Below are 24070 nucleotides of genomic sequence, written 5' to 3'. Positions count from 1 at the left end.
CGGGGCGATTGCCGTATGAAATCAGCACTCCGTTTGTAGCAGCGCCGCTGGCGGTACTGCTACGGGGGAGGGTGGACAAAGGCGATCCGACGAATGTTCCGTCGGGAGTGGCTACGCAGAATCTATTTGGTCAGCGCCATGAATAGCTTGGGCAGTTGTTCGGGCAGCCGGTCGACGTGGTCGATGACGGTGTACTGGTTGCCAAAGATGTCTTTTACATACTCATCGGCCTTGGGGTCGAGGTTGATGCAGTAGGTGTAGATCCCCTCCCGGTCTGCTTCCTGTACCGCTTTGCGGGTATCCTCGATGAGCTGGCGGTCGTCCTGCACATCGATGTCGGAAGGCTCGCCGTCGGTGAGCACCAGCATCAGTTTTTTGTCGGCCTTGCGCGCCGCCAGATAGTGGCTGGCGTGGCGGATCGCTGCACCCATGCGGGTCGACCAGCCCGCCTGCATGGCGGCCAAGCGGCCCTTGACCTGCTCGTCCCACTTTTCACCGTAGCCCTTGATGTGCTGGTAGCGCACCTCGTGGCGGGTGTTGGAGGAGAAGCCGGCAATGGCGAAGGCGTCGCCGAGCTGTTCGATGGCCCAGCCGAGCAGGGTCACTGCCTCCTTGCTCAGCGCCAGGATCGACTGGTCGCAGCCGGCGGGGATCTGGTCCACCGATTCGGAGAGATCGATCAACAGCATCACCGCTAGGTCGCGACCGTCGTGGCGGTGGCTCATGTTGATGCGGGTGTCGGGCTGGGCGCCGCCTTTGAAGTCGATCAGGGAGCGGATCGCCACGTCGAGGTCGAGTTCTGAGCCCTCCTCCTGGTAGCGGATGCGCACGTACTGCTGGGGCTTGAGCAGGTCGAGCAGGCGCTTCAGCTGCTTGGCCAGGCTTTTGTGTTTCTCCAGCAGGGCGTCGATCTCGGTGGCAGCGCCACCGGGGTGCAGGCTCTCGTAGAGGCTGACGTAATCGGGGTTGTAGGTCTTGGCCTTGTAGTCCCACTCCGGGTAGTGGCGGGGCGGTAGACCTTCCAGTTCTTCCTCCGACTGCTTGCGCTTCGACTCGGCGTCGAACATCTCCTCCTCATCGCCCTCTTCGATGAAGATCCACATGTGGCGGTTGTCGTCGCGGTAGCTGACCTCGGTGTCGGTGAAGTAGACGTTGGCGGCGAGATCGGCCTGGCGACGGGTGCGGGCGATGTAGGAGATGGCCAGGCCGGCGATCTCCTTGGTGCTCGATTCACCTTGGGCCATGATCTCGTGGAAGCGCTGCACGAACTCTAGCAGGTCGGGGTTCTGATAGCCGTGGTCGGGGTCGAGTAGGGCGTAGGAGAACATTGCCAGACGGTGGCGGATGCAGGACTCCTTCTCCGGCTCGCAGTCGTCCTCGATCGGTTTCGGATGCAGCGCTTGCCAGAATCGGCGCAGTCCGGGGTAGCGCCGCATCGCCAGATACTCCACCCGCGAGTCTTCAAACATCTCGATGGCGACGCGCTGGAACGGACTGTAGTTGTCGGCCACCACCTGGCGGGTCCAAGTCTGGTGGGCGGCGACGTGGGCGAGCAGGGCTCGATAGCGGTTGATGCCACTGACGCCGTTGAGGTCGTCATAGACGTCGGGGACGCGAATGCCCAGCGGGTCGTAGTAGGGCATCGGCTTGCGCAGTTCGTCGAAGCCCTCGGAGTAGGGGACGAGCTGGGCCTTGCGCTCCCACAGCGCCTTCATGTAGTAGTCGAGCTTGCGTTCGTTGTCGTAGAACAGGGTGCCGTGACGCTCCCGCTGCAGAATGGCACGGCTGTCGGCGGACTGCAGGCTGAAGTAGTCGATCTGGCGCTGCGGATGGCTGGTGTAGTTGCGTACCCCGTAGTCGATCCAGTTGTGGAGCCCCTCGAAGGAGAGCTGGCTGAGCAGATAGGGGATCTTTTTCAGCAGGTCGGGCAGCGAAGGGCTGGGGATGGTGGTGTGGAAGCCGTGGATCGAACCGGTGGTGCGGTCCATTGTGTCGAGCAGCAGTTCGATGAAACTGGTCAGCAGTTCCCGGCTGCCGAGGCGGCGGCTCGCCTCTGGCAACACCTGCAGAAATGGCAGGATCGACTTGCCGTTGGGAGTGCGAGATATCTTCCAGACGGTCTGGGAGATCAGCGGCAGGACCGCCTCGCCAACCCTGGCGGCGACCTGGGGCATCTCCTCCAAGAATACGATCACCGGTTCCACGCCGCGGCCGATCTTACAGGCCATCGAAGCGCCTTCCAGGTAGGCATCGACCCCTTCCGGGCTCAGCAGGGCTTGGGCCTCCTCCATGCAGTCGCCGAAGACCGGGTCCAGCTGCTCGAAGCCGCAGCCGAGTTGATCGCGGTAATCTTTAAGTTCGACTTCGCTGATGCTCATGCGTTCATTACCCCACCATCTGGGCTTGATTAAGCCGCGAATAGACGCTAATTACCGCAAATTTTCGCAAACGGGAAAATAAATGGTCTATTCGCGTTCTTTTTGCGGTGATGTGCATTAATGCGTGGCTATATTTTTATTCGTTTCTTGAATAGAAAATCAGCCGAAGACCGCGTCGATAGCATGGTCCAGGGTGGCGATGATGTCGGCGTCGTCGGTGATCGGGCGCACCAGGGTCATGCGGCAGGCGGCGATCGGCTCGATGCCGCGCTTGATCAGCTGGGCGGCGTAGACCAGCAGACGGGTGGAGATGCCCTCATCGAGGCCGTGGCCCTTCAGGTTGCGGGCGGTCTCACCGATCTTCACCAGCTTGCCTGCGGTCGCTTCATCGATGCCGGTCTCCTTGGTCACTATGCCGACTTCCAGCGAGGCCGGGGCGTAGTCGAAGTCGAGGGCGGAGAAGCGCTGCTTGGTGGACTGCTTGAGGTCTTTCATCAGCGACTGATAGCCGGGATTGTAGGAGATCACCAGCTGAAAGTCGGGGTGGGCGGTGACTACCTCGCCCTTCTTGTCGAGCGGCAAGGTGCGGCGGTGGTCGGTGAGGGGATGGATCACCACGGTGGTGTCCTGGCGCGCCTCAACCACCTCATCCAGATAGCAGATGGCGCCGATGCGGGCGGCCACGGTGAGCGGGCCGTCGAGCCAGCGGGTGCCGTCGGCGTCGAGCAGATAGCGGCCGACCAGGTCGGAGGCGGTCATGTCCTCGTTACAGGCGACAGTGATCAGCGGCCTGCCCAACTTCCAGGCCATGTGCTCGATAAAGCGGGACTTGCCGCAGCCGGTGGGGCCTTTCACCATCACTGGCAGGCGTTCCTCGTAGGCCGCCTGATAGAGGGCGACCTCGTCCCCCTGGGGCTGGTAGTAGGGTTCTTCGGTAATGAGATACTGATCGGTATTGGCGCTCATGATGACTCCAGTGCGGTCTCTGTTCGCTGTCGGATGGTTGGCAGCATAGCCAATCACAACCATAAGCTGAACTAATTTTTTGTGATCATAGGTTAAATAAAAGGTTATAGCTGTGCCGATGGGGGGAGGCGCCCGAAGTGGCAGGGAGGGATAAGACCCTGAGAACTGTTGGGGTGTTGTGCTCCCGCTCTGTAAGGGCAAAACGGTATCCTTATCACTCATTTATTATAGGTTGGGCTTTAGGACGGTCCGTGGCCGCTTGGTGTCATTGATTGAAACCAAGGCTAATGTCGGGTGCAGCCCGACCTAATACGAGTCCCCAGGAAGAGTGACAGCAATGTGCGATGAGTGCTGAACAGAGAGAACAAAAAAAGGCGCCGTTGCTGGCTGCACTGAAGACGTTGCTGCCCGCCGAGGCGCTAATCCATGAGCCTGAGGCGCTGCATCCCTATGAGTGCGACGGCTTGCCCACTTACCGGCAGATGCCGTTGCTGGTGGTGCTGCCGGAGACGCTGGAGCAGCTGCAACAGGTGGTGCGATTGTGTCACCAACAGCGGGTGCCTGTGGTGGCGCGGGGGGCTGCCACCGGGCTCTCCGGTGGGGCATTGCCGCTGGCTGACGGGGTGCTGCTGGGGTTGGCGAAGTTCAACCGAATCCTCGAGATCGACCCGCTGGCACGTACCGCACGGGTCGAGCCGGGGGTGCGGAACCTGGCGATCTCCCAGGCGGTTGCCCCGCACGGCCTCTACTACGCCCCCGATCCCTCATCGCAGATCGCCTGTACCATCGGCGGCAATGTGGCGGAGAATTCCGGTGGGGTCCACTGCCTGAAGTACGGTCTTACCGTACACAATATCCTGGAGCTGAAGCTGGTCACCGCCGAGGGCGAGCTGATCACTCTTGGCAGTGGTGCGCTTGACACTCCCGGATACGATCTGTTGGCGCTGCTGAACGGTTCCGAGGGGATGCTTGGCATCGTCGTGGAGGTGGTGGTGAAGTTGCTGCCGGCCCCCGAGCGGGCCCAGGTGCTGCTAGCCGCCTTCGACGATCTGGCCCTGGCCGCCGATGCGGTGGGGGAGATCATCGCCGCCGGCATCATCCCGGCCGGCTTGGAGATGATGGATGGCCTGGCGATTCGTGCCGCCGAGGCGTTTGCCCATGCCGGTTATCCAAAAGATGCAGCGGCGATCCTGCTCTGCGAGCTGGATGGGATCAACGAAGAGGTCTCGGTGCACCTCAAACTGGTCCACGATCTGTTGCTGCAGGTCGGGGCAACCGAGGTGCGTACTGCCCGTGATGAGGCGGAACGGCAGCTCTTCTGGAAGGGGCGCAAGTCGGCCTTCCCGGCGGTGGGACGACTCTCTCCCGACTACTACTGCATGGACGGCACTGTGCCGCGCAAACGCCTGGCGGAGGTGCTGACTGGCATCAGCCGCCTCTCCGAACACTACGGCTTAGCGGTGGCCAACGTCTTCCACGCCGGCGACGGTAATCTGCACCCGTTGATCCTATTCGATGCCAACCAGCCTGGCGAGCTCAAACGGGCAGAGGATCTGGGGGCTGAGATCCTCGAACTGAGCGTGCGGGTCGGCGGCACCATCACTGGCGAGCACGGGGTGGGTCACGAGAAACTGCATCAGATGTGCGTGCAGTTCAGCCCGGCGGAGCTGGAGCAGTTCCGCGCCGTGAAGCGTGCTTTCGACCCTGATGGGCTGCTCAATCCCGGCAAGGCGATCCCCCAGCCACGCCACTGCTCCGAATACAAGAGCCTCGGCAGCGACACCCTGACTGCCCCGAGCCGGCGGGGGGGGGTGAGATGAGCGATCTGACTCAAACGTTGGTGCAGGCGGTGTGCGAGGCGATTGCGAACGGCACCCCGCTGGAGCTGCGCGGCGGTGGCAGCAAGCGCTTCTATGGTCGTGAGCCGAGCGGTACCCCGCTGGAGATCAGTGGCCACAGCGGTATCATCAACTATGAGCCGAAGGAGTTGGTGGTTACCGCCCGCGCCGGCACTCCGCTGGTCGAGCTCGAGGCGGCGCTGGCGGAGCAGGAGCAGATGCTCGGCTTCGAGCCGCCCCGTTTTGGCGAGACCGCCACCCTCGGCGGCACCATCGCCTGTGGTCTCTCCGGGCCGCGTCGTCCCTTCGCCGGGGCGGCCCGCGATTTTGTTCTCGGTACTCGCATCATCAACGGCCGGGGTGAGCGGCTGCGTTTTGGTGGCGAGGTAATGAAAAATGTTGCTGGTTACGACATCTCGAGGCTGATGTGCGGTGCCATGGGCACTCTCGGACTGATCCTCGATGTCAGCCTCAAGGTGCTGCCGCGTCCGGAACAGGAGATCACCCTGGTGCAGGAGCAGACACCGCAGCAGGCGATCCGATTGATGAACCAGTGGGCGGCTCAGCCGCTGCCGATCAGCGCCGCCTGCCATGATGGATTGCAGCTCTATCTGCGTCTCTCCGGCGCATCGGCGGTGGTGCGTGCTGGCGCTGATCGGCTTGGTGGGGAGCGGCTTGAGGGCGTCGATTTTTGGACCCAGATGCGCGAGCAGCGTTACGGCTTCTTCCAGTCGACGCTGCCGCTGTGGCGCCTCTCCCTGTCGTCTGCTGCACCGCCTCAGGCGTTGCCCGGCAAGCAGCTGATCGACTGGGGTGGGGCGCAGCGCTGGCTGCGCGCTGATGCGGATGCCGTATCGATTCGGCAGATGGCGAGTCAGGCTGGAGGCCACGCCAGTCTGTTCCGTGGTGGTGATCGCAGTGGCGAGGTATTCCATCCGCTGCCTCCGGCGGTGATGCAACTCCAGCGTCATCTGAAGCGGGGTTTCGATCCTCAAGGCATCTTCAACCCAGGCCGGCTCTACCGGGAACTCTGATGCAGACCTCTCTTCTTAGCACCTTTTTGGCAACCCCTGAGGGCCAGGAGGCAGAGCAGATCCTGCGTGCCTGCGTCCACTGCGGTTTCTGCACCGCCACCTGTCCCACCTATCAACTACTGGGGGATGAGCTGGATAGCCCGCGCGGGCGTATCTATCTGATCAAACAGCTGCTGGAGGGGGAGCCGGTCAGTGAATGCACCCTGCTTCACCTCGACCGCTGCCTCACCTGTCGCGCCTGTGAAACCACCTGTCCCTCCGGGGTGCGCTATGGACGGCTGCTGGAGATCGGCAGGGAGATCACCGAAAAGCGGGTCGGACGTGGTGTGATTGATCGCCTGAAGCGCTGGGGGTTGCGTAGAGTATTGCCCTATCCGAAACGGTTTGCCGCTCTGCTGCGCCCCGCCCAGTGGCTGCGTCCGCTACTGCCCGTCGGGCTGCAGCGGCAGGTGCCAGTCAAACAGTCAGCCGGACTTCGTCCTGCGCTACGCCATCCGCGCCGCATGCTGTTGCTGGAGGGGTGCGTCCAGTCGGTGACGACACCAAATACCAATGCCGCCGCCGCCCGGGTGCTCGACCGGCTCGGCATCTCGCTGGTTGTGGCGCCAGCGGCGGGTTGCTGCGGCGCGGTCGACTACCATCTGGGTGCCCACCGGGATAGCCTTGACCAGGTGCGCAGCAATGTTGACGCCTGGTGGCCGCAGATCGAGGCAGGCGCCGAGGCGATCGTCATCTCCGCCTCTGGCTGCGGTGCGATGATCAAGGAGTATGGTGAGCTGCTGGTCAACGATCCGCACTATGCGGAGCGGGCAGTACGGGTTGCTGCGCTGGCAAAGGATCTGAGCGAGGTGGTGCAGGCTGAGGATCTCACACTACTCAAGCTGCAGGTCGATCCAGGTAAGGTGGCAGTGCATTGCCCCTGTACTCTGCAGCACGCCCAGCAGCTATCTGGCGTGGTGGAGGGGATTCTGACCCGTCTTGGTGTCGATCTGGCGACCACAAAGGATAGCCACCTCTGCTGCGGCTCGGCAGGCACCTATTCGATCCTCCAGCCGGAGATGAGCAGACGCCTGCGTGATAACAAGCTGGCGGCACTCTGCGGCGACGATCCCGAGCGGGTCGTCACCGCCAACGTGGGGTGTCAGCTCCATCTCGGCTCTGCCTCTGAACAGCCGGTGCAGCATTGGATCGAACTGATCGACCAGACGCTTGGCGAAGACTGAACCGCATTGTTCCCTGACAGCCATTCCAGGTCATTCCAGCCAGCTCCGCGCCCTTTTGGCATAATGGGTTTTTCCTTTTGAACGGTCGAAATAGATGAGTACAGAGAAGGCATTACACGCGCGTAGCGAATCGAAATGTGAATTGTGTGGCGCAACGGAGGGGCTGGGGGTCTATGCCGTGCCGCCTACCTCAACTGGTGGTGTCGATGAGTGTGTGCTGATCTGCAACAGTTGTCGTGAGCAGATCGAAAACCCGGATAGGGTCGATGTGCATCACTGGCGTTGTCTGAATGACAGCATGTGGAGCCAGGTGCCGGCAGTGCAGGTGATGGCCTGGCGGATGCTGACCCGCCTGAGTGGCGAGGGCTGGCCCCAGGAGCTGCTCGATATGCTCTATCTGGATGAGGAGACCCTGGCCTGGGGGCAGGCGACGGGCGAAGGTGAGAGCGACGAGTCTGGCGTCAGACATCTCGATAGCAACGGTGCGCTGCTGGAGGCGGGTGACACGGTAACCCTGACCAAGGATCTGAACGTAAAAGGGGCGAACTTTACCGCCAAACGCGGCACGGCTGTGCGTGGTATCTCTCTGGTGGCGGATAATCCGGAGCAGATTGAGGGGCGTGTGAATGGACAGCAGATCGTCATTCTGACCAAGTTCGTTAAAAAATCGAACTGAATGGCCCTTGGTGCTCAAGACGTTCGGATTCACTCAGTGAAGCAGGCGTGAAAAAGCGTGTAGCTTGGTGATGGGCTGGAGGCAATAAAAAAGGGCGCTCGCAATGAGCGCCCTTTCGATCAGGAGGGAGGAGCCCCGATCTTATTTTACAGCTTCAGGCTGTGCAGTCGGAGCCATCGGAGCGACAGGTGCGTAGTAGGGGGCGTAGCCGTAACCGTAGGGAGCGTTGTAGCCGTAACCACGGTAGCTGTTGTTGGCGTTGCCGCGAGTGTTACCGGAGAAGCTCATGTTGAAGGCCATGTCTCCGTCACCCATGCCGTCGAACATGCCGTTGTTGTCGTTGAAACCCCAGAAAGCGTTGGCCTGGGTGGAAGCGATCAGAGCAGCGATAGCGATGATTTTTTTCATGATTGATTACCTGTTAAGTAAGGTTAAAAAGCTTGTTGTTTAGGTTGTTGGTCTCAGTGATCCGATGGATGAGTAGTATATAAGCAAATACTAAATTAGCAAGACTTTTTTATCACAGCTATAAATTATTTCTTTTGGGCATTGTCTGCCGGCAGGTTTTTATTTACCTGAATTGGGGCGCGTTGATAGCTCGCTCTGTTCGATCAGTTGGGCCAGTAGTTCGCTGCCGCGGCGGGTCAGTTTTCTGCACAGGCGTTTGTTCAGGTTACGTATGCCCATCTGCTTGAGGATCTCTTCGCAGATCTGCCCTCCGGCCTCCTGTTCTAGTGTCTCGTGGTAGCGCGAGGCCAATTCCCGGATCTGTTTGTTGCCGCCTTTCTGCGGAGCTTTTCCCGCCACTAGCCCGAGTGCCGCCGCCCCGCCAGTGAAGACGCCGCAGGTGGCCTTTTTGTTGCCCATGCCACCACACAATCCGCTGCCAACGCCGGCAATCTCGGCCTTGGCGCCGTTGGGATAAACGTCGCTCATGGCGAGCATGATCGCTTCGGAACAGCAGTAACCCTCGGTGAAATAGTGAGCGGCGCGTTCACCCGCCCGGAGGATGCGTTGGTTGCTTTTGTGGTCTGTGCTCAATGTGCTGCTTGGCCGCCCTGTGTTTGGGGAAGAAAGGGTAGCAGATGTGTGGCTGGGCGCGCGCGAGTAAAGTCAGGGGATAAAAAAAGCCCCGCCGAAGCGGGGCTTTTTTGCACTGGATGTACAGTAACCGTTCGATTACTTGTGTACGCCCAGCTTGTCGCGCCATCCGGGGAAGATAGCGTCCGCATCGTGCGGAAAGGACTCGAAGGCGCGAGCGAACTCTTTGTGCTCTTTCGCGTACTCGACCGGGTCTGCACCCTCTTTCCAGCACTCGTAGGCCTGACGCAGGGAGACAGCACCAGCCGCCGGGCTGTCGATGTGACCGTAAGCACCACCACCTGCGGTGTTGATCACGTTGCCGTGGCCCAGGTTCTCGAAGAAGCCGGGTAGACGCAGGGCGTTCATGCCGCCGGAGATGATCGGGGTGGTGGGTTTCATGCCAGCCCACTCCTGATGGTAGAAAGGACCATCGGCGCTGTCACGCTCGATCATGTAGGCAATCAGTTTGTCGCTGGCTTCGCCTTCCATCTTGCCGTAGCCCATGGTGCCGACGTGCATACCGGATGCACCCAGCAGACGGGTCATCTTGATGTGTACGAAAGCGGTGTAACCACGCTTGCTCTGGGGAGAGGTGACCGCACCGTGACCGGCACGATGGAAGTGCAGGAACTGGTTGGGGAAGTTGCGACGGGCGGTGGCAACAGCGGTAGGACCGGCTACGTAACCATCAACCAGGAAGGCAACCTGAGAGGCCTCAAAACCGAAGGTCTCGAGGACGAACTCACCACGGGCAATCATCTCGGCTGGATCATCAGCGGTGATGTTGGCGGAGAAGAGCTTGGCTTCGCCAGTCTCATCCTGGGCGCGACGCATGGCGTCTGCCACCAGCGGGATGGTCTTCTTCATGGGGGAGAAGGGCTGGTTACCCTGGGGCTCGTCGTTCTTAATGAAGTCACCGCCCAGCCAGAACTGGTATGCCGCTTCAGCAAAGGGCTCGGGACGCAGGCCCAGTTTGGGTTTGATGATGGTGCCGGCGATGTAACCACCATTCTCAATTGGACGCCCCAGAATGCGCCACATATCCTGGATGTTGACCGCAGGACCGTCGTACAGGCGCAGGTATTTGGGTGGCATGTAGAAGTCGAGCATCTTGGCGTATTCGATATCGCCCATACCCTGGTTGTTACCGATGGTCAGGGTCAGGAACGATGCCAGCATGGCACGCCCGTCGATGATGTTGATATCGAATAAGTCAACGGGGTAGGCGATCTTCATCAGCTCTTTGGCTTCATCGATCTCATAGACCAGCGCGTCAACACCCTTGGTGAAGTCATCAGTGGTAGAGACTTCCACGTTGGTGCCGGTGGAGGACTCAGCTGCAAAGTGAGCAGCAGCTTCCAGGTAACCGTAGCCGGACTTTGGCTTCATCAGGTAGGCGCAAAGTACGTAGTCACCGCTTGCGATCAGCTCGTCTTCTTTCAGACTCAGGTCTGAATAACGATTGGTTTGGTCTAATGCCATGTTGATCTACTCCATATCGAGTCGATTGTGTTGATTGTCGGCGAAACCGCGAGGTCTCTGCCTATCGATTCCACATCATGGTGGGAACTGGGGTGTGACCTTACCCTCGGTGCACATATAAATAAACTAAAATGTTTTGATCAGCATGATAAGGTAAATCTTATGGTTAGACTGGAGTGCTTGGTCTGACCATCCCTGCTTGTCTTGTTGGCTGGTGGCAGGGCGGTTTATCTAGACAGGAGCAGGACGATGATGCATCTAACCTTGCGTCAGCTAAAAGTGTTTCAGGCGGTGGCGCAGCACCTTAACTATACCCAGGCGGCTCGCTCCCTCCACCTCAGCCAGCCGGCGGTGTCGATGCAGGTCAAGCAGTTGGAAGAGTCGGTGGGGCTGCCGCTGTTTGAGCAGATGGGGAAAAAGATCCAGCTCACCGAGGCGGGCCACGAGGTCTCCCAATATGCCCGCACCATCTTTCAGACTTTTGAGGAGATGGAGGAGGTGCTGGATGCGCTGAAAGGGGCGGAGACCGGCCATCTTGATATCGCGGTGGCGAGTACCGTCAACTATTTTGCACCACGCCTGCTGGCGGCGTTTCACCGCCACTATCCCGGCATCGAACTGCGCCTCAACGTGACTAATCGCAAGTGTCTGATGGAGCTGCTGGAGGCCAACGAGACCGATATTGTACTGATGGGAAGCCCGCCGGAGGCGCTTGATCTGGAGTCTGAGCCGTTTATGGAGAACCCGCTGGTGGTGGTTGCGCCACCCAGCCATCCGCTGGAGTCTCAGCAGCCGATCCCGCTTGAACGGCTGGCTGAACAGACCTTCGTGATGCGTGAGGCGGGATCGGGTACCCGCCTGGCGCTGGAACGTTTTTTTAATGATCGTGGTCTGGTGCTGCGTGGTGGCATGCAGATGACCCGTAACGAGGCGATCAAACAGGCGGTGCGGGCTGGCATGGGGCTGGGGGTCGTGTCGCGGCACACCATTGAATTGGAACTCGAGACCGGTCGTCTGCTGGTGCTCGATGTGGAGGGCTTTCCAATCCAGCGGCAGTGGTACATGGTTTACCGGCGCGGCAAGCGGCTTTCGCCGGCGGCGACGGCGTTCCACGATTTTGTGCTCGCCCAGGCAAAACAGATCAGTGAGAGCCCGATCTGATCCGGTGTGAATGCTTATCTCTTTCCACTGGGTTAAACTGGGTCATTACCATCTGCCTGGTTTCGGCTCAGTCGGCGGGCGGGATCACACCATCAATTCAGGAGCGGGGTTGGCGTGTCCAATCATCACAGCGATACGGAGCAGGGGAGCTACAGCCTGCTTGAACAGGTCGATCTGCCGCAGGATCTGCGACGGCTCGAACCCAAGCAGTTGCCTCTGCTGGCCCTGGAACTGCGCCGCTTCCTGATCGAAAGCGTCTCCCGCACCGGCGGTCATCTGGCGGCCGGGCTCGGCGTGGTTGAGTTGACCATCGCCCTCCACTACGTCTTCAACACCCCGCAGGATCGCCTGATCTGGGATGTGGGTCACCAAGCCTATCCACACAAGATCCTCACCGGTCGACGTGAGCAGATGGCGAAACTGCGCCAGCAGGGCGGGCCATCCGGCTTTCCAAAACGTTCCGAAAGTGACTATGACACCTTCGGCACTGGCCACTCCAGCACCTCCATCAGCGCCGCTTTGGGGATGGCGGTGGCAGCCCGGCGCAAGGGTGAGTCGCGCAAGGTGGTAGCGGTGATCGGCGATGGTTCGATCGGCGCCGGCATGGCATTTGAGGCGTTAAATCATGCCGGGGTGCTGGATCAGGATCTGTTGGTGGTGCTCAACGACAACAAGATGTCGATATCTAAACCGGTGGGTGCGTTCAGCAATCACCTCTCGCGGTTGCTCTCCGGCACGCTCTACACCGGCATGCGTGAGGGTGGCAAATCACTACTGAGCCATTTGCCCTCCCAAGTCAGTGAACTGATGGGACGCTGGGAGGAGCACATGAAGGGCATGGTACTGCCGGGCACCATGTTCGAGGAGCTGGGCTTCAACTACATCGGCCCGATCGATGGCCACGACCTGGATACTTTGGTGCCGACCCTGCGCAACATGAGCAAACTGAGCGGGCCCTGCTTGCTGCACGTGGTGACCCAGAAGGGGCGCGGTTATGAGCCGGCAGAGGAGAGCCCGATTGCCTACCATGGCGTGACCCCCTTCAATCCGGCCACTGGCGAGATGACAAAGGGTGGTGGCGGCCCCAGCTATACGCAGATCTTTGGCGATTGGCTCTGCGCCACGGCGGAAAAGGACGAGCGCCTGCTGGCGATCACCCCGGCGATGTGCGAGGGCTCCGGTATGGTGGAGTTTGCACGGCGCTTTCCGAAACGCTATTTCGATGTCGGCATCGCTGAGCAGCATGCCCTGACTCTGGCGGCGGGCATGGCTTGCGAGGGGGCCAAGCCGGTGGTGGCGATCTACTCTAGTTTTCTACAGCGCGCCTACGATCAGTTGATCCACGATGTCGTGCTGCAGAACCTGGATGTCACCCTGGCGGTGGATCGGGCCGGCCAGGTGGGCGCGGACGGGGCGACCCATGCGGGGAGTTTTGATCTTAGCTATGCGCGGGTGCTGCCCAACATGCTGATCATGGCGCCCTCAGATGAGAACGAGTGCAGCCGCATGCTGCAGACCGCCTACGACTATCCGGGGCCGGCAATGGTGCGCTATCCGCGTGGCGGTGGTACCGGGGCGGAAGTGGAGCAGCCGGCCAAGCCCCTCGAGCTGGGACAGGGGCGGCTGCGCCGCGAGGGCTGCCGGGTAGCGCTGCTCAGCTTCGGTAGTCTGCTGCAGACCGCGCTGGCGGCGGCCGAGCAGCTCGATGCGACAGTCGCCGACATGCGCTTCGTCAAACCCCTGGACGAGGCACTGGTCCTGGATCTGGCCAGCCGCCACGAATTGCTAGTGACGCTGGAGGAGAATCNAGGTCCAGGGCGGTGCCGGCTCCGCGGTCAACGAATATCTGGCGCACATCGGCCATAGTGTGCGGCTGCTCAACCTGGGGCTGCCCGACCGATTTATCCACCATGCCACCCAACAGCAGCAACTGGCCGAGTGTGGCCTCGATCTGCGGGGTGTGCTCGATTCGGTGAGCGGGGCGCTGAAAGAGTTACCCGCCAGCGTCTATCAGACCTCCGCCTGATTCCAGGATTCTCTCGCGCAATGCTGCAGATAGAACCGATTCCCGCCTTTGATGATAACTACATCTGGATGCTCAGCTCAGAGGATTCGGCGCTGGTCACGCTGGTTGATCCCGGTGATGAGACGCCGGTGCTGGAGCGGCTGCAGGCCGATGGCCTGCAGCTGGGGGCGATCCTCCTCACCCACCATCACTACGACCACATCGGTGGCGTGCCAGAGCTGCTGCAGGCCTATCCCGGCATCCCGGTTTATGGGCCGGCTGGGGCGTCGATCAATGCCCTCGATCACCCGCTGCGCGAGGCGGATCGGCTCGAACTGCCCGGGTTGGGTGTGACGCTTGAGGTGATGGATGTGCCTGGCCACACCGCTACCCATATCGCCTATCTGGGTGAAGGGGCGCTATTTTGCGGCGATACTCTGTTTGCCGCCGGCTGCGGCCGGGTCTTCGATGGTACCCACGAGCAGTTGGCCCACTCCCTGTTGCGGATCGCTGCGCTGCCCGCCGAAACGCGTATCTACTGCGCTCATGAGTACACCCTGGCCAACCTGGGATTTGCCGAATGGGTGGAACCTCAGAATGAGGCGATAAAACAGCGCATCAGCGATGAGCAGGCGCGTCGAGAGCGAGGTCTGCCGACACTGCCCTCGACGCTACAGCTGGAGCTTGCCACCAACCCCTTCCTGCGCGGCGATCAGGCGCAGGTGCGGACCGCTGCCGGACGCTACGCGGGGCACGCCTTGACGAGCCAAGAGGCGATCTTCACCGCGCTGCGCAACTGGAAAGATCGCGAGTACGACTGATTCGGTCGTCCTCTCCCGGCTCAGCGCTCCAGCATCGAGCGGTTGTCTGCCAGAAACTCATTTGTGTACCTGCTCAGCTCCACCTGAAATGGGAAGCGGTCGTTATGTGCGGGATTGAGATGGGCATGCTTGCGCTTGCGGTTGCGCGTGCTGTCGCAGTTGACCAGATGCAGCGTCAGGTCGGGCCAGTAGGCGGATTCGATGTCGGACCAGCCGAACGGCACCTCTAGATCTCCGAGTAGAGCAGGTCGCTCTGATGGGAGCGGCAGAGTTGCCGGTAGGCTTTTTACCTCCGCGCAGCTGCGATCTCAGCTGATCACGTGCCATCGACTTGATGCGTAGTGGGGCATCGATCTGCTGCTCGACCCGTGCCGCCAGTTCCGCTGCGATCTTGTTTGCGTAGCTGTTGGGCGTCTCATCACGGATGCCGGCCTCGTAACTGACATCGGCCTGGACCAGCACCAGCATCATCTTGGGTGCAGGCGCTGGAACCGGTATGGCGGGTGGGGTGCTCGCCGGCAGTTTGGCGGCGCTGGATTTCGCTCTCTGTGCGCTCGCGCTGGCGATCGAGGGTGAGGCTGGGGGCGGTGTCGCTATTTTTTTGACGGGCTTGGTGGTTGTTTGGATGGGCCGAGATGGCGCTGGCTGTTGCTTCATCCAGCGGCTTGTTGCTCTCCAGTTTGGCGGGTTTTGGTTCGGCTGGGGGGCTGATCTTATCAGTGGTTTTCTGCCTGGCTTGGGGGGCGGTTTGCTGTGGTGGGGCTGCTATGGTCGGCGGCGGTGGGGCCTCGGCAAGGGCCTGTTCTGTCTGGCTGACAGGCTCCAGGGGTGGGGGACTGTACTGCGTGGTCTCCGCTCTCTCCTGCTGCATCATGATCGGGGCGAGCATCATCACGCCGCCGAGGATGATCAGCACCAGCGAAGGGTTGTTGACATCGACCTTGATGCCAAATGCCTCGAAGCGGTTGTTGTTCTTTTTCTTTCCGTCTGCCGTGCTTTTGCCGGTGAGAAAGACAAACAGTCCGACCAGCAGCAGTCCCAGTCCGCTCCAGAAGAGTACACTATCGAGTGAGATATCCATGGGGCCTCCCCAAGCAACGCTTTGTGATGTTTTTTGTTGCCGTCTTGATGCGGCCTGTTTCTAGAAATCTAATCGAATATTAAGAAGTTACAAGGGAGGAGTCTGGCAAGATGGCAGGTCGAGTTGGATGGTGTCGGGTGATGGCTGAAGCGCAAGCGGCTTTGCCAGGCTGAGCAGCATGGTACATCTGCTTGCGGCTATCTCCGGTCATGGCTTTGGACATGCGGCACAGACCTCGGTGCTGGTGAATGCACTGCGGCAGCGGCTGCCCCGACTGCGACTGACCCTTGCCACCGACCTTCCCGAGCCGTTCCTGCGGCGTCGGTTTGCCGGCCACTTCGAACTGCTGCGCATCGCTTGTGATCCTGGCATGCCGATGCACTCTGCTCTGCAGGTTGATGTTGACGCGGCGCATTACGCCTATCGTGAGTACCATCGCGACTGGCAGAGTCACTTGCAGAGCTGGCGTGCACTGCTGCGCAGACAGCGCCCCGATCTAGTGTTTGCCGATGCGCCTTATACGGTGCTCAGTGCAGCACGCCTGGAAGGGCTACCCTGTGCCGCTGGGTGCTCTCTCAACTGGGCGGATATCTACGGTCACTTCTGCGGCCGTAAGCCGGGTGGTCAGGTGATCCGGGGGCAGATTGAGGAGAGCTATCAGCAGGCTGATATCTTCTTTCGTTTCACGCCGTCGATGCCGATGCCCTGGCTTGAGAATGGTGTCGACGTGGGGCCGCTAGTGGTGCCACACGCCTCAGTTCGACGGCAACTCTTCAAGGCATGTGACCTGTCTGATCAGACCCGGCTGGTGTTGGTGAGTCTGGGCGGCTTTGACACTCGGATTGATTTTCAGCACTGGCCGGAACGCGAGGGGATTCGCTGGATCGTGCCGCAGAGCTGGCAGGTCCGTCGCCGCGATGTGCTGGTGTGGGAGGCGCTTGAACAGCGTTTTGGTTCGGTGCTTGGCAGTTGTGATGCGGTGATCCTTAAGCCAGGCTACGGCATGATTAGTGAGGCGGTAATCAACCGTTTGCCGGTGCTCTGCATGTCGCGCGGCGACTGGCCGGAGCAGCCCTACCTGTTGCAGTGGCTGCGGCGTCACGGCAGGGTGCTGGATATTGAACCGCAAGCGCTGCTGCGGGGGGCAATCGGGGATACTCTGGAGCGGCTCTGGCAACTGCCGAAGGCGGCGCCAGTAGCCGCTACGGGCATTGATGAGTTGCTTCCCTGGTTCGAGTCCCGGCTGGGCTGAACTCAACCCTTGGCCATTTCTGCCAGTAGCCGGTCGAGGTGGTTGGCGAAGGCCTGGCGATCGCTCTGGCTGAGGGGCGGTGGTCCGCCGGTATTGACGCCGCTGGCGCGCATGGTGTCCATGAAGTCGCGCATGTTGAGGCGTGGTCTGATGTTCTCGGGGGTGAAGCGTTCCCCGCGGGGGCTGAGGGCGCACCCTCCCTTTTCGATCACCTCGGCAGCTAGTGGGATATCGGCGGTGATCACCAGATCGCCACTGTTGACCAGCCTGACGATCTCGTCATCGGCCACGTCGAAGCCGGCGGAGACCTGGATCGAGCGAATCAGCCGCGAGGGTGGTGTCTGCATTGGCTGGTTGGCGACCAGCGTCAAGCTGGTGCCGGTGCGCTCTGCGGCGCGGAACAGGATCTCTTTGATCACTTTGGGGCAGGCATCGGCATCGACCCAGATCTGCATGACTCACTCCTCTCTGTCTATGTGAGAAAAACCGAGCGACCAATACTACGGCCATCAACCAGAGTAAGCCACGCAGCTATCCTTCGATAGCGGGTCTTGCTGAGATAGTGTGCCGGGTGAGTTTGGTAGGGCCTGGTTTGCCAAAAGCCTTGAGAGCGGCGTGCTCCGGGAGCGGTTCAGGGGTGGTGCACCTTTTCGCTCAGCCTGTCGAATACCACCAGCCCTTGTTGGTTGGCTTTTTTGATGACGAATGGGACGACTTCGGAGGCCATGGAGAAGGAGATGGTGAGGTCGAGCATATCCCAGCCGGCATAGCGTTCTATTGGGAGGGAGACCCATGGGCAACGTTCGGCGGTCTCTGTTCTCCCTTTGGTCTGTTCGGGGTAGTAGCTGGTGAGTTCGTTGATCAGGCTGAGAAACTCCTCTGCCGGGTCGCCTGGCAGCTGATCCATCTCATCCAGGATCTCGTCATAGACGTCCCAAGCCGCGTCACTATCGAGTGGAATTGGTGGTTTAACAATGCTCAAGCCGTAACCCATGGCCTCTCTCCTGCTTCTACTTCTGCTGGGGCTGTGGTCTGTCGATGCGGGTGCGTTCCGTAAACTAGCGCATTGTGTTAGGAAAATAAATCGTTTTTTGCGGAGGCTGTCACATCTCTTTGTGTGTTGTTTGCTATGACTGTTTGTCTGGATGTGGCATGTCATCCCCAGATGACGGGCACAAAAAAGCCGCGGTGCCTACGCAGCCGCGGCTTCTTGCTAGTCTGAAGTGAGTGCTCAGACGTGACGTGAGTCCATCATCTGCTCGATGATCGGCTGCAGGATGATCTCCATGGCGAAGCCCATCTTGCCGCCGGGCACCACGATGGAATTACGACGAGACATGAAGGAGCCGTCGATCATCGAGAGCAGGTAGCGGAAGTCGGTGTCAAACTTTTTTGGATCCTTGAAGCGGATCACCACGAAGCTCTCGTCCGGAGTTGGGATATCACGGGCGATAAAGGGGTTGGATGTATCCACGGTGGGAACGCGCTGGAAGTTGATGTCGGTGCGCGAGAACTGTGGCGTGATGTGGTTGATGTAGTCGGGCATGCGACGCAGGATGGTGTCGACGATTGCCTCCTCGCTGTAACCACGCTCGGCGTTGTCGCGAAAGATCTTCTGGATCCACTCCAGGTTGACGATCGGTACTACGCCGACACCCAGGTCAACATGCTGGGCGACATCGTCATCGCCGTCCACCGCCAAGCCGTGCAGACCTTCGTAGAAGAGCAGGTCGGTGCCCTCTGGAACCGACTCCCAGGGGGTGAATTCGCCAGGTTTTTTGTCGATGCCAAGGCGTGCATTGTGTTCGGCGGCCTCTTCCGCGCTGTGCAGGTAGTAGCGCTTCTGGCCCAAACCGGTTTCGCCGTAGGTTTTGAACAGCTCCTCGATTTTGTCGAAGCGGTTGGCTTCGGGGCCAAAGTGGCTCATGCCCTCTGCAATTTTTTCGCGCATCTGGGCGCGATCGTAACGGTGAAAGCTGTCACCTTCGATGACTGCAGGGGTAATCCCGTCGCGAAAGAAGATGTGCTCAAAGGCACGCTTGACGGTGGTGGTGCCGGCACCGGAAGAGCCGGTCACCGCTACGATCGGATGCTTTTTAGACATGAATAACTCCCCTTGGTATTCGTTCTGAATAGTCCCGGAATAATCCGAATTTATGCCCGATCTCCCGGTAACTACCGGAGGGCGGCTGAAAGAATGGGGCCAACTATACCACGGCGATTCCGCTTTTCCAGCGAACCAGATGGAATAGTGGTGGCATTCAGCTCAACCCCTCGGACTGGTCCAGCGCGCTCAAAAGAGTGCGGCGTTGAGCCAAACATGGGCGGCAATAGCGATGAAATAGCCGAGAGCGATGGCGGGGGTCCACTTGAGGTGGCTGAAAAATGTGTAGCGCTCTCCTGCCTGGGCCATCAGCACCACACCGGCGACCGAACCTATGGCCAACAGGCTGCCACCGGTGCCGGTGGTGAGGGTGATCAATTGCCATTGGCCAAGCGACATCTGTGGTTCCATCGCCAGCACGCCAAGCATGGTGGTGACGTTTTCGATGGCTGCAGAATAGAGACCGATCATGATGTTGGCGGTGGTCGGTCCGAAATTGCCGTAGAGTAGTGACTCCGCGCTGGCAAGCCAGCCGAGGTGGGCGAGGCCGCCGATACACAGTACCAGTCCGGCCAGGAACAACAGACTGTCCCACTGGCTGCGAGCGACGCCGTGAAAAAAGTCGAATGGATCGGGTGAGTCGATCGGTCCGGATTGTAGATCACCGTTGTGCTCAGGTAACTGGTGGGTGCGTTTCAGGTAGTAACCATAGAATTGCAGGTAGGCGAGGCCGGTCATCATGCCGATTGCGGCGGGTAGGTCGAGATAGTGGGCGAAGGTGATGCCTGTGGCGATGGTGGCAAGCAGCAGTAGTAGAACGATAAATGCGCCTCGCCGCAGGCAGGGCTCGGGGTGTTGTTGGGGGAGTCTTCCCCGGGGAACGAAGGGGTGCATCAGCAGAGTTGGTACCAGCCAGGCCAGCAGGGCAGGTAGCGCGAGGCTCAGTAGGTTGGGGAAGTCGAGCATCCCTTGCGGGGTCAGGATTCTGTGTTGCCAGACCATCAGTGTTGAGAGATCCCCAGAAGGGGTGAAGACCCCCCCGGCGTTAGTGGCGACCACAATATTGATACAGGCCAGACCGACAAACCGGTTGTGCTCCCGTGCCAGGGTTAGGATGGCGGTGCCGACCAGCAGGGGGGTGCTCAGGTTGTCAAGAAAGGGTGAAGCAAAGAAGCTGATGGCGCCGCTCAACCAGAAAAGCTGGCGATAGCTGAATCCTTTGAAGACCATCCAGTGATGCAGTGCAAGGAACAGGCGGCGCTCATTCATGGCGTTGATGTAGGTCATCACCACCAGCAGAAACAGCATTAGTTCGGCAAACTGCAGCAGGTGGTTTCTCACCACCGATTCCGCATCAGGCATCTGGGGGTTGCCCTGATAGTGCCAGGCAATGAGGGCCCAGATCAGACCGGCTGCCAGCAGCAGCGGCTTCGATTTGTGCAGGTCGGTCTTCTCCTCAAGGATCGCCAGAAGCATGGCTCCGCAGAAGATGATCAGGGCCAGCCAGCTGGGCCAATCGAAAGTGGGGGTGGCAGTGGAGTGGACAGGAGTGGATGCGTGGACAGCAAGCGGGAGCAAGCTGATAACAGCCAGAGTGATGGGTACTGCATTGAACCGCATCGGTATCGACCTCCAGCGTTGAAGATTCGCGGTTCGTGCCATTCTAGCGCAGTGGCAACGAGATGGGAGGGTTTGCAGGTCGAGAGCTGGTGGCTTGTTATGGCAAACAAAAACCCGCCGCGGCGGAGAGCCGCTGGCGGGTCTGTCGGGGATCAAGCCCTGTCAGAAGAGGTTGCTGTTGAGCCAGAGGTGGGTAAGGATGCTGGCGATATAGCCTAGCGCGATCACCGGGGCCCACTTCAGATGGCCAAAGAAGGTGTACTTGCCACGGGCCTGGCCCATCAGCGCGACACCGGCCGCAGAGCCGATGGAGAGCATGCTGCCGCCGACACCAGCGGTGAGGGTGGCCAGCAGCCATTGGCCCTCCGACATGTTGGGCATCATTGTGAGCACTGCGAACATGACAGGGATGTTATCGACGACAGCAGAGAGCAGCCCCACCGCCACGTTGGCTGGGGTGGCGCTCATCTCGGCGCTGAGGCCCAGCAACGTGCCCCATTCGGTGTACATTACCTCAGAGGCCAGGGCCAGATAACCGATGAAGCCAAGGCCACCGACACAGAGCACCACACCGTAGAAGAACAGCAGGGTATCCCACTCTGCGCGGGCGATCTTACTGAATACATCGAAAGCGATGGGGTCGCCCATCTGGCCATCGTGCTCCAACTCGGTATTGGCTTCGCCATTGGTGTTGGCCAGCTCCCGGTGATAGGTCTTCTTCAGGTAGTAGCCGAAGAACTGCAGGTAGGCGAGGCCGGTGAGCATGCCGATCACCGGAGGCAGGTGGATGAAGTTGTGGAAGCTGACAGCGGTAATGATGGTCAGCAGGAACAGGGTGATGATGCGTCTGGCGCCACGTTTCATGCTCACACTTTTACCGCCGCCCTGGGGTTTCTCATTGGGCACGGCGAAGCTCATGATGATTGCCGGCACCACCCAGTTGATGATCGCAGGGAGAAACAGGTAGAAGAACTGGAAGAAGTCCACAGTGCCTTGAGGGGTGTCGATGTTCTTCTGCCAGACCATCAGTGTGGTGATGTCGCCGAAGGGGCTGAAGGCGCCGCCGGCATTGGCTGCCACCACGATGTTGATACAGGCGAGCAGGATGAATTTGGTATTTGCGCCGCCAACTGCCAGCACTACCGCGCACATCAGCAGAGCGGTGGTTAGATTGTCGGCGATGGGGGAGATAAAAAATGCGAGTGTGCCGGTGATCCAGAACAGCTGGCGGAAGCCGAAGCCTTTTTTGATCAGCCAGGAGCGCAGCGCCTCGAAGACGTTGCGTTCATCCATGGCGTTGATATAGGTCATCGCCACCAGCAGGAAGAGCATCAGCTCTGCATATTCCAGAAGGTTGTGCCGTACCGCGAGTTCCGCGGCATCAGGCAGGCCGTGGCTCTGGTAGTACCAGGCGACGATGCCCCAGATGAGACCGGCGGCGAGGATTACCGGTTTTGATTTGCGCAGGTGGGTGAACTCCTCCGCCATCACCAGCGCATAGGCCAGGACGAAGATTGCGATGGCGGTAAAGCCGACCCAGTGGTCTGTCAGGTCCAAGCTGTGTTGGTCGTTGCCGGTGGCAAGGGCAAGGCCTGGTACCAGCAACAACATCAGCAGAGGGATAAGTCTACTCGCCATCTGGAACTCCTAAGGTGAACAAGATTCAATCAAGGTGGATGAGTCATGACATCATGACAGCAGATGCCGAAGAGTGCGTATTTATCTAGAGTAACGGCTGTCGTTTATACCACTTTAGTTCTATTTGGGGGAGGGGCAGAGAGGGTCGAATTAAGAAGTAGATTAGGATAAGCTCATTCGGTTTTCTTTTGCGGCTTGGACAAGATGGTGGTTGGTCTTTGTCATGCGCTGTAAATGGGCGGTATTTTCGCAGGGCAGCCGGTGTGCAAGAGGCACCAAAGTTGGCGCTTCTTGTCATTGAAGTCTCTTTGCATGCTGCCGGGCAGTTACATAACGCATTCTAAGTTAAGGGGGTTTCCGTGTTTGGGGCAAAACAGGTTGTCGATTATCTTAGGCAGTGTTTTCTTCCCTTCTTGGGGTGGATCGGCGAGTTGCGAGACGGCAAGGTCGTAAAAGCCGATATCATCGCGGGCATCACGGTTGCACTGGTGTTGGTTCCCCAATCAATGGCGTACGCACAGCTCGCTGGACTGCCCGCCTACTACGGCCTCTACGCCTCCTTCCTGCCGCCGATGGTTGCCGCTATCTTCGGCTCTTCCCGCCAGCTGGCCACAGGGCCGGTGGCGATGGTCTCATTGATGACAGCCACCGCGTTGGAGCCATTGGCAACCCAAGGTGGCGATGGATTTCTCGCCTATGCTCTTGGTCTGGCGCTGATGGTAGGTGTGTTCCAGATTGCGCTGGGCATGTTGCGGCTTGGTGTGCTGGTGGACCTGCTCTCCCACCCTGTTGTTGTCGGCTTCACCAACGCCGGTGCACTGATCATCGCCACATCCCAGCTGAACAAGGTCTTCGGTGTGGAGAAGGTCGCTGGTGAACACCACTACCAGACGGTGATCAACATCATCAACTCGGCGATCGATCATACGCATTTGCCGACCTTATGGATGGCGGCTTTAGCAATCCTGATCATGATCGGTCTGAAGCGTTTCTACCCAAAGATACCAAATGTGCTGGTGGCAGTGGTGACCACCACACTGCTTGCCTGGTACACCGGTTTTAGCGAGAGCGGTGGCAAGGTTGTGGGTGCGATCCCTGAGGGATTGCCGGGCATTAGCATGCCGGGTTTTGATCTGGAGATTCTCGCCCAGCTCGCCACTTACGCGATTATTATCGCACTGGTGGGCTTCATGGAGGCGATCGCCATTGCCAAGGCGATGGCAGCCAAAACCCGTCAGCGACTCGATGCCAACCAGGAGTTGATCGGTCAGGGACTGTCGAACATCACGGCCGGCCTGTTCTCTGGCTATCCGGTCTCCGGCTCCTTTTCTCGTTCTGCAGTCAACATCAATGCTGGTGCAGTGACCGGTTTCTCCTCTGTGGTCACCGGCCTGATGGTGGGTCTGGCCCTGCTGTTTCTGACCCCACTGCTCTACCATTTGCCGCTGGCGACCCTTGCTGCGGTAATCATCTTGGCAGTGGCCAATCTGGTGAAGGTCGGGCCGATTATTCATGCCTGGAAGGCTGAGCCCCAGGATGCCGTCGTGGCGGTCATTACGTTTGCCCTGACCCTCTATATTGCACCGCATATCGAGTACGGCATTCTGGTGGGTGTAATCCTCTCGATCATGCTGTTTATCATGCGTAGTATGCGCCCTCGCGTGGCAGAACTCTCGCGCTATAAAGATGGCACCATGCGTGACATCAC

At 59.7% G+C, this 24070-nt stretch carries 20 protein-coding genes and 1 pseudogene; 9 read left to right on the top strand and 12 right to left on the bottom strand.

Translation table 11 applies throughout. The features are described 5' to 3' along the window. Positions 1-122: 122 nt before the first annotated feature. A complete protein-coding gene (locus tag RIFP1SYM_RS04825) occupies positions 123-2378 on the bottom strand; it encodes a nitric oxide reductase activation protein NorD (RefSeq protein ID WP_005960015.1) in 2256 nt (751 codons plus the stop codon). Positions 2379-2537: 159 nt separating this feature from the next. Then, positions 2538-3344 (bottom strand): CbbQ/NirQ/NorQ/GpvN family protein, encoded by an 807-nt coding sequence (locus tag RIFP1SYM_RS04820; RefSeq protein ID WP_005960013.1) that lies wholly within the window; start codon positions 3342-3344, stop codon positions 2538-2540. Between the two features lie 344 nt (positions 3345-3688). On the opposite strand from RIFP1SYM_RS04820, the gene RIFP1SYM_RS04815 reads away from it, so the two are divergent. From RIFP1SYM_RS04815 to RIFP1SYM_RS04800, 4 genes are all read left to right on the top strand, one after another. Further along, positions 3689-5164: an FAD-linked oxidase C-terminal domain-containing protein gene (locus RIFP1SYM_RS04815; protein WP_005960011.1), complete on the top strand. Its 1476-nt coding sequence runs from the start codon at positions 3689-3691 to the stop codon at positions 5162-5164. Further along, the gene (gene glcE, locus RIFP1SYM_RS04810) at positions 5161-6216 is read left to right on the top strand and encodes a glycolate oxidase subunit GlcE (protein ID WP_005960009.1); all 1056 of its coding nucleotides are present in this window, start codon (positions 5161-5163) and stop codon (positions 6214-6216) included. The genes RIFP1SYM_RS04815 and glcE overlap by 4 nt, the downstream gene beginning before the upstream one ends. Continuing rightward, positions 6216-7439: a glycolate oxidase subunit GlcF gene (gene glcF, locus RIFP1SYM_RS04805; protein WP_005960008.1), complete on the top strand. Its 1224-nt coding sequence runs from the start codon at positions 6216-6218 to the stop codon at positions 7437-7439. Before glcE ends, glcF begins: the two co-directional genes overlap by 1 nt. A 94-nt stretch (positions 7440-7533) precedes the next feature. Next, positions 7534-8115: a PhnA domain-containing protein gene (locus RIFP1SYM_RS04800; protein ID WP_005960006.1), complete on the top strand. Its 582-nt coding sequence runs from the start codon at positions 7534-7536 to the stop codon at positions 8113-8115. A 141-nt stretch (positions 8116-8256) separates the two neighbouring features. Here RIFP1SYM_RS04800 and RIFP1SYM_RS04795 read toward each other — a convergent pair whose 3' ends face one another. The 3 genes from RIFP1SYM_RS04795 to RIFP1SYM_RS04785 all read right to left on the bottom strand — a co-directional run bounded on the left by RIFP1SYM_RS04795 (position 8257) and on the right by RIFP1SYM_RS04785 (position 10680). Further along, entirely contained in the window at positions 8257-8523 is a 267-nt protein-coding gene (locus RIFP1SYM_RS04795) for a sulfur globule family protein (protein ID WP_005960004.1), read from the bottom strand. 159 nt (positions 8524-8682) lie between these two features. After that, a complete protein-coding gene (locus RIFP1SYM_RS04790) occupies positions 8683-9156 on the bottom strand; it encodes a C-GCAxxG-C-C family protein (protein WP_005960002.1) in 474 nt (157 codons plus the stop codon). A 138-nt stretch (positions 9157-9294) separates the two neighbouring features. Further along, on the bottom strand, positions 9295-10680 hold the full coding sequence (locus RIFP1SYM_RS04785) for a ribulose-bisphosphate carboxylase (RefSeq protein ID WP_005960001.1): 1386 nt from the start codon (positions 10678-10680) through the stop codon (positions 9295-9297). A gap of 252 nt (positions 10681-10932) precedes the next feature. Between RIFP1SYM_RS04785 and RIFP1SYM_RS04780 the strand changes: the two genes are divergently transcribed. The 3 genes and pseudogenes from RIFP1SYM_RS04780 (at position 10933) to gloB (ending at position 14667) form a co-directional block, all read left to right on the top strand. Further along, the gene (locus tag RIFP1SYM_RS04780; protein ID WP_039959748.1) at positions 10933-11841 is read left to right on the top strand and encodes a LysR family transcriptional regulator; all 909 of its coding nucleotides are present in this window, start codon (positions 10933-10935) and stop codon (positions 11839-11841) included. A 114-nt stretch (positions 11842-11955) separates the two neighbouring features. Beyond that, positions 11956-13867: pseudogene (dxs, locus tag RIFP1SYM_RS04775) on the top strand (1-deoxy-D-xylulose-5-phosphate synthase). Positions 13868-13887: 20 nt separating this feature from the next. Beyond that, a complete protein-coding gene (gloB, locus tag RIFP1SYM_RS04770; RefSeq protein ID WP_005959997.1) occupies positions 13888-14667 on the top strand; it encodes a hydroxyacylglutathione hydrolase in 780 nt (259 codons plus the stop codon). A 20-nt stretch (positions 14668-14687) separates the two neighbouring features. Here gloB and RIFP1SYM_RS04765 read toward each other — a convergent pair whose 3' ends face one another. Both RIFP1SYM_RS04765 and RIFP1SYM_RS04760 read right to left on the bottom strand, forming a co-directional pair. Then, complete coding sequence (locus tag RIFP1SYM_RS04765; protein WP_005959996.1) at positions 14688-14891, bottom strand: hypothetical protein; 204 nt, start codon at positions 14889-14891, stop codon at positions 14688-14690. Positions 14892-15085: 194 nt separating this feature from the next. Further along, positions 15086-15748 (bottom strand): hypothetical protein, encoded by a 663-nt coding sequence (locus RIFP1SYM_RS04760; RefSeq protein ID WP_005959995.1) that lies wholly within the window; start codon positions 15746-15748, stop codon positions 15086-15088. Positions 15749-15926: 178 nt separating this feature from the next. Here RIFP1SYM_RS04760 and RIFP1SYM_RS04755 point away from each other — a divergent pair, with 178 nt between their 5' ends. Then, positions 15927-17000, top strand: a complete 1074-nt coding sequence (locus RIFP1SYM_RS04755; RefSeq protein ID WP_005959994.1) for a hypothetical protein — start codon at positions 15927-15929, stop codon at positions 16998-17000. Positions 17001-17002: 2 nt separating this feature from the next. Here the strand turns inward: RIFP1SYM_RS04755 and RIFP1SYM_RS04750 are convergent, their stop codons facing one another. The 5 genes from RIFP1SYM_RS04750 to nhaD (RIFP1SYM_RS04730) form a co-directional block, all read right to left on the bottom strand. Then, positions 17003-17455 carry a YaiI/YqxD family protein gene (locus tag RIFP1SYM_RS04750; RefSeq protein WP_005959993.1) on the bottom strand — a complete coding sequence of 151 codons (453 nt, stop codon included), beginning with the start codon at positions 17453-17455 and terminating at the stop codon, positions 17003-17005. Positions 17456-17631: 176 nt separating this feature from the next. Next, positions 17632-17994 carry a hypothetical protein gene (locus RIFP1SYM_RS04745; protein WP_006474576.1) on the bottom strand — a complete coding sequence of 121 codons (363 nt, stop codon included), beginning with the start codon at positions 17992-17994 and terminating at the stop codon, positions 17632-17634. A gap of 237 nt (positions 17995-18231) precedes the next feature. Continuing rightward, the gene (locus RIFP1SYM_RS04740) at positions 18232-19104 is read right to left on the bottom strand and encodes a phosphoribulokinase (RefSeq protein WP_005959990.1); all 873 of its coding nucleotides are present in this window, start codon (positions 19102-19104) and stop codon (positions 18232-18234) included. 189 nt (positions 19105-19293) lie between these two features. Continuing rightward, positions 19294-20724, bottom strand: coding sequence for a sodium:proton antiporter NhaD (gene nhaD, locus RIFP1SYM_RS04735; protein ID WP_240992016.1), 1431 nt, complete (start codon positions 20722-20724; stop codon positions 19294-19296). Positions 20725-20886: 162 nt separating this feature from the next. Then, a complete protein-coding gene (gene nhaD / locus RIFP1SYM_RS04730) occupies positions 20887-22362 on the bottom strand; it encodes a sodium:proton antiporter NhaD (RefSeq protein WP_005959988.1) in 1476 nt (491 codons plus the stop codon). Positions 22363-22793: 431 nt separating this feature from the next. Between nhaD (RIFP1SYM_RS04730) and RIFP1SYM_RS04725 the strand changes: the two genes are divergently transcribed. Next, positions 22794-24070 (top strand): SulP family inorganic anion transporter (locus RIFP1SYM_RS04725; protein WP_240992015.1); only part of this gene is annotated, 1277 nt, incomplete at its 3' end.

It is taken from the genome of endosymbiont of Riftia pachyptila (vent Ph05) (assembly GCF_000224455.1).
GTDB lineage: Bacteria > Pseudomonadota > Gammaproteobacteria > Chromatiales > Chromatiaceae > Endoriftia > Endoriftia persephonae.
The sequence above is the reverse complement of the archived record's forward strand: the minus strand, read 5'-3'. Positions and strand labels throughout refer to the sequence as shown.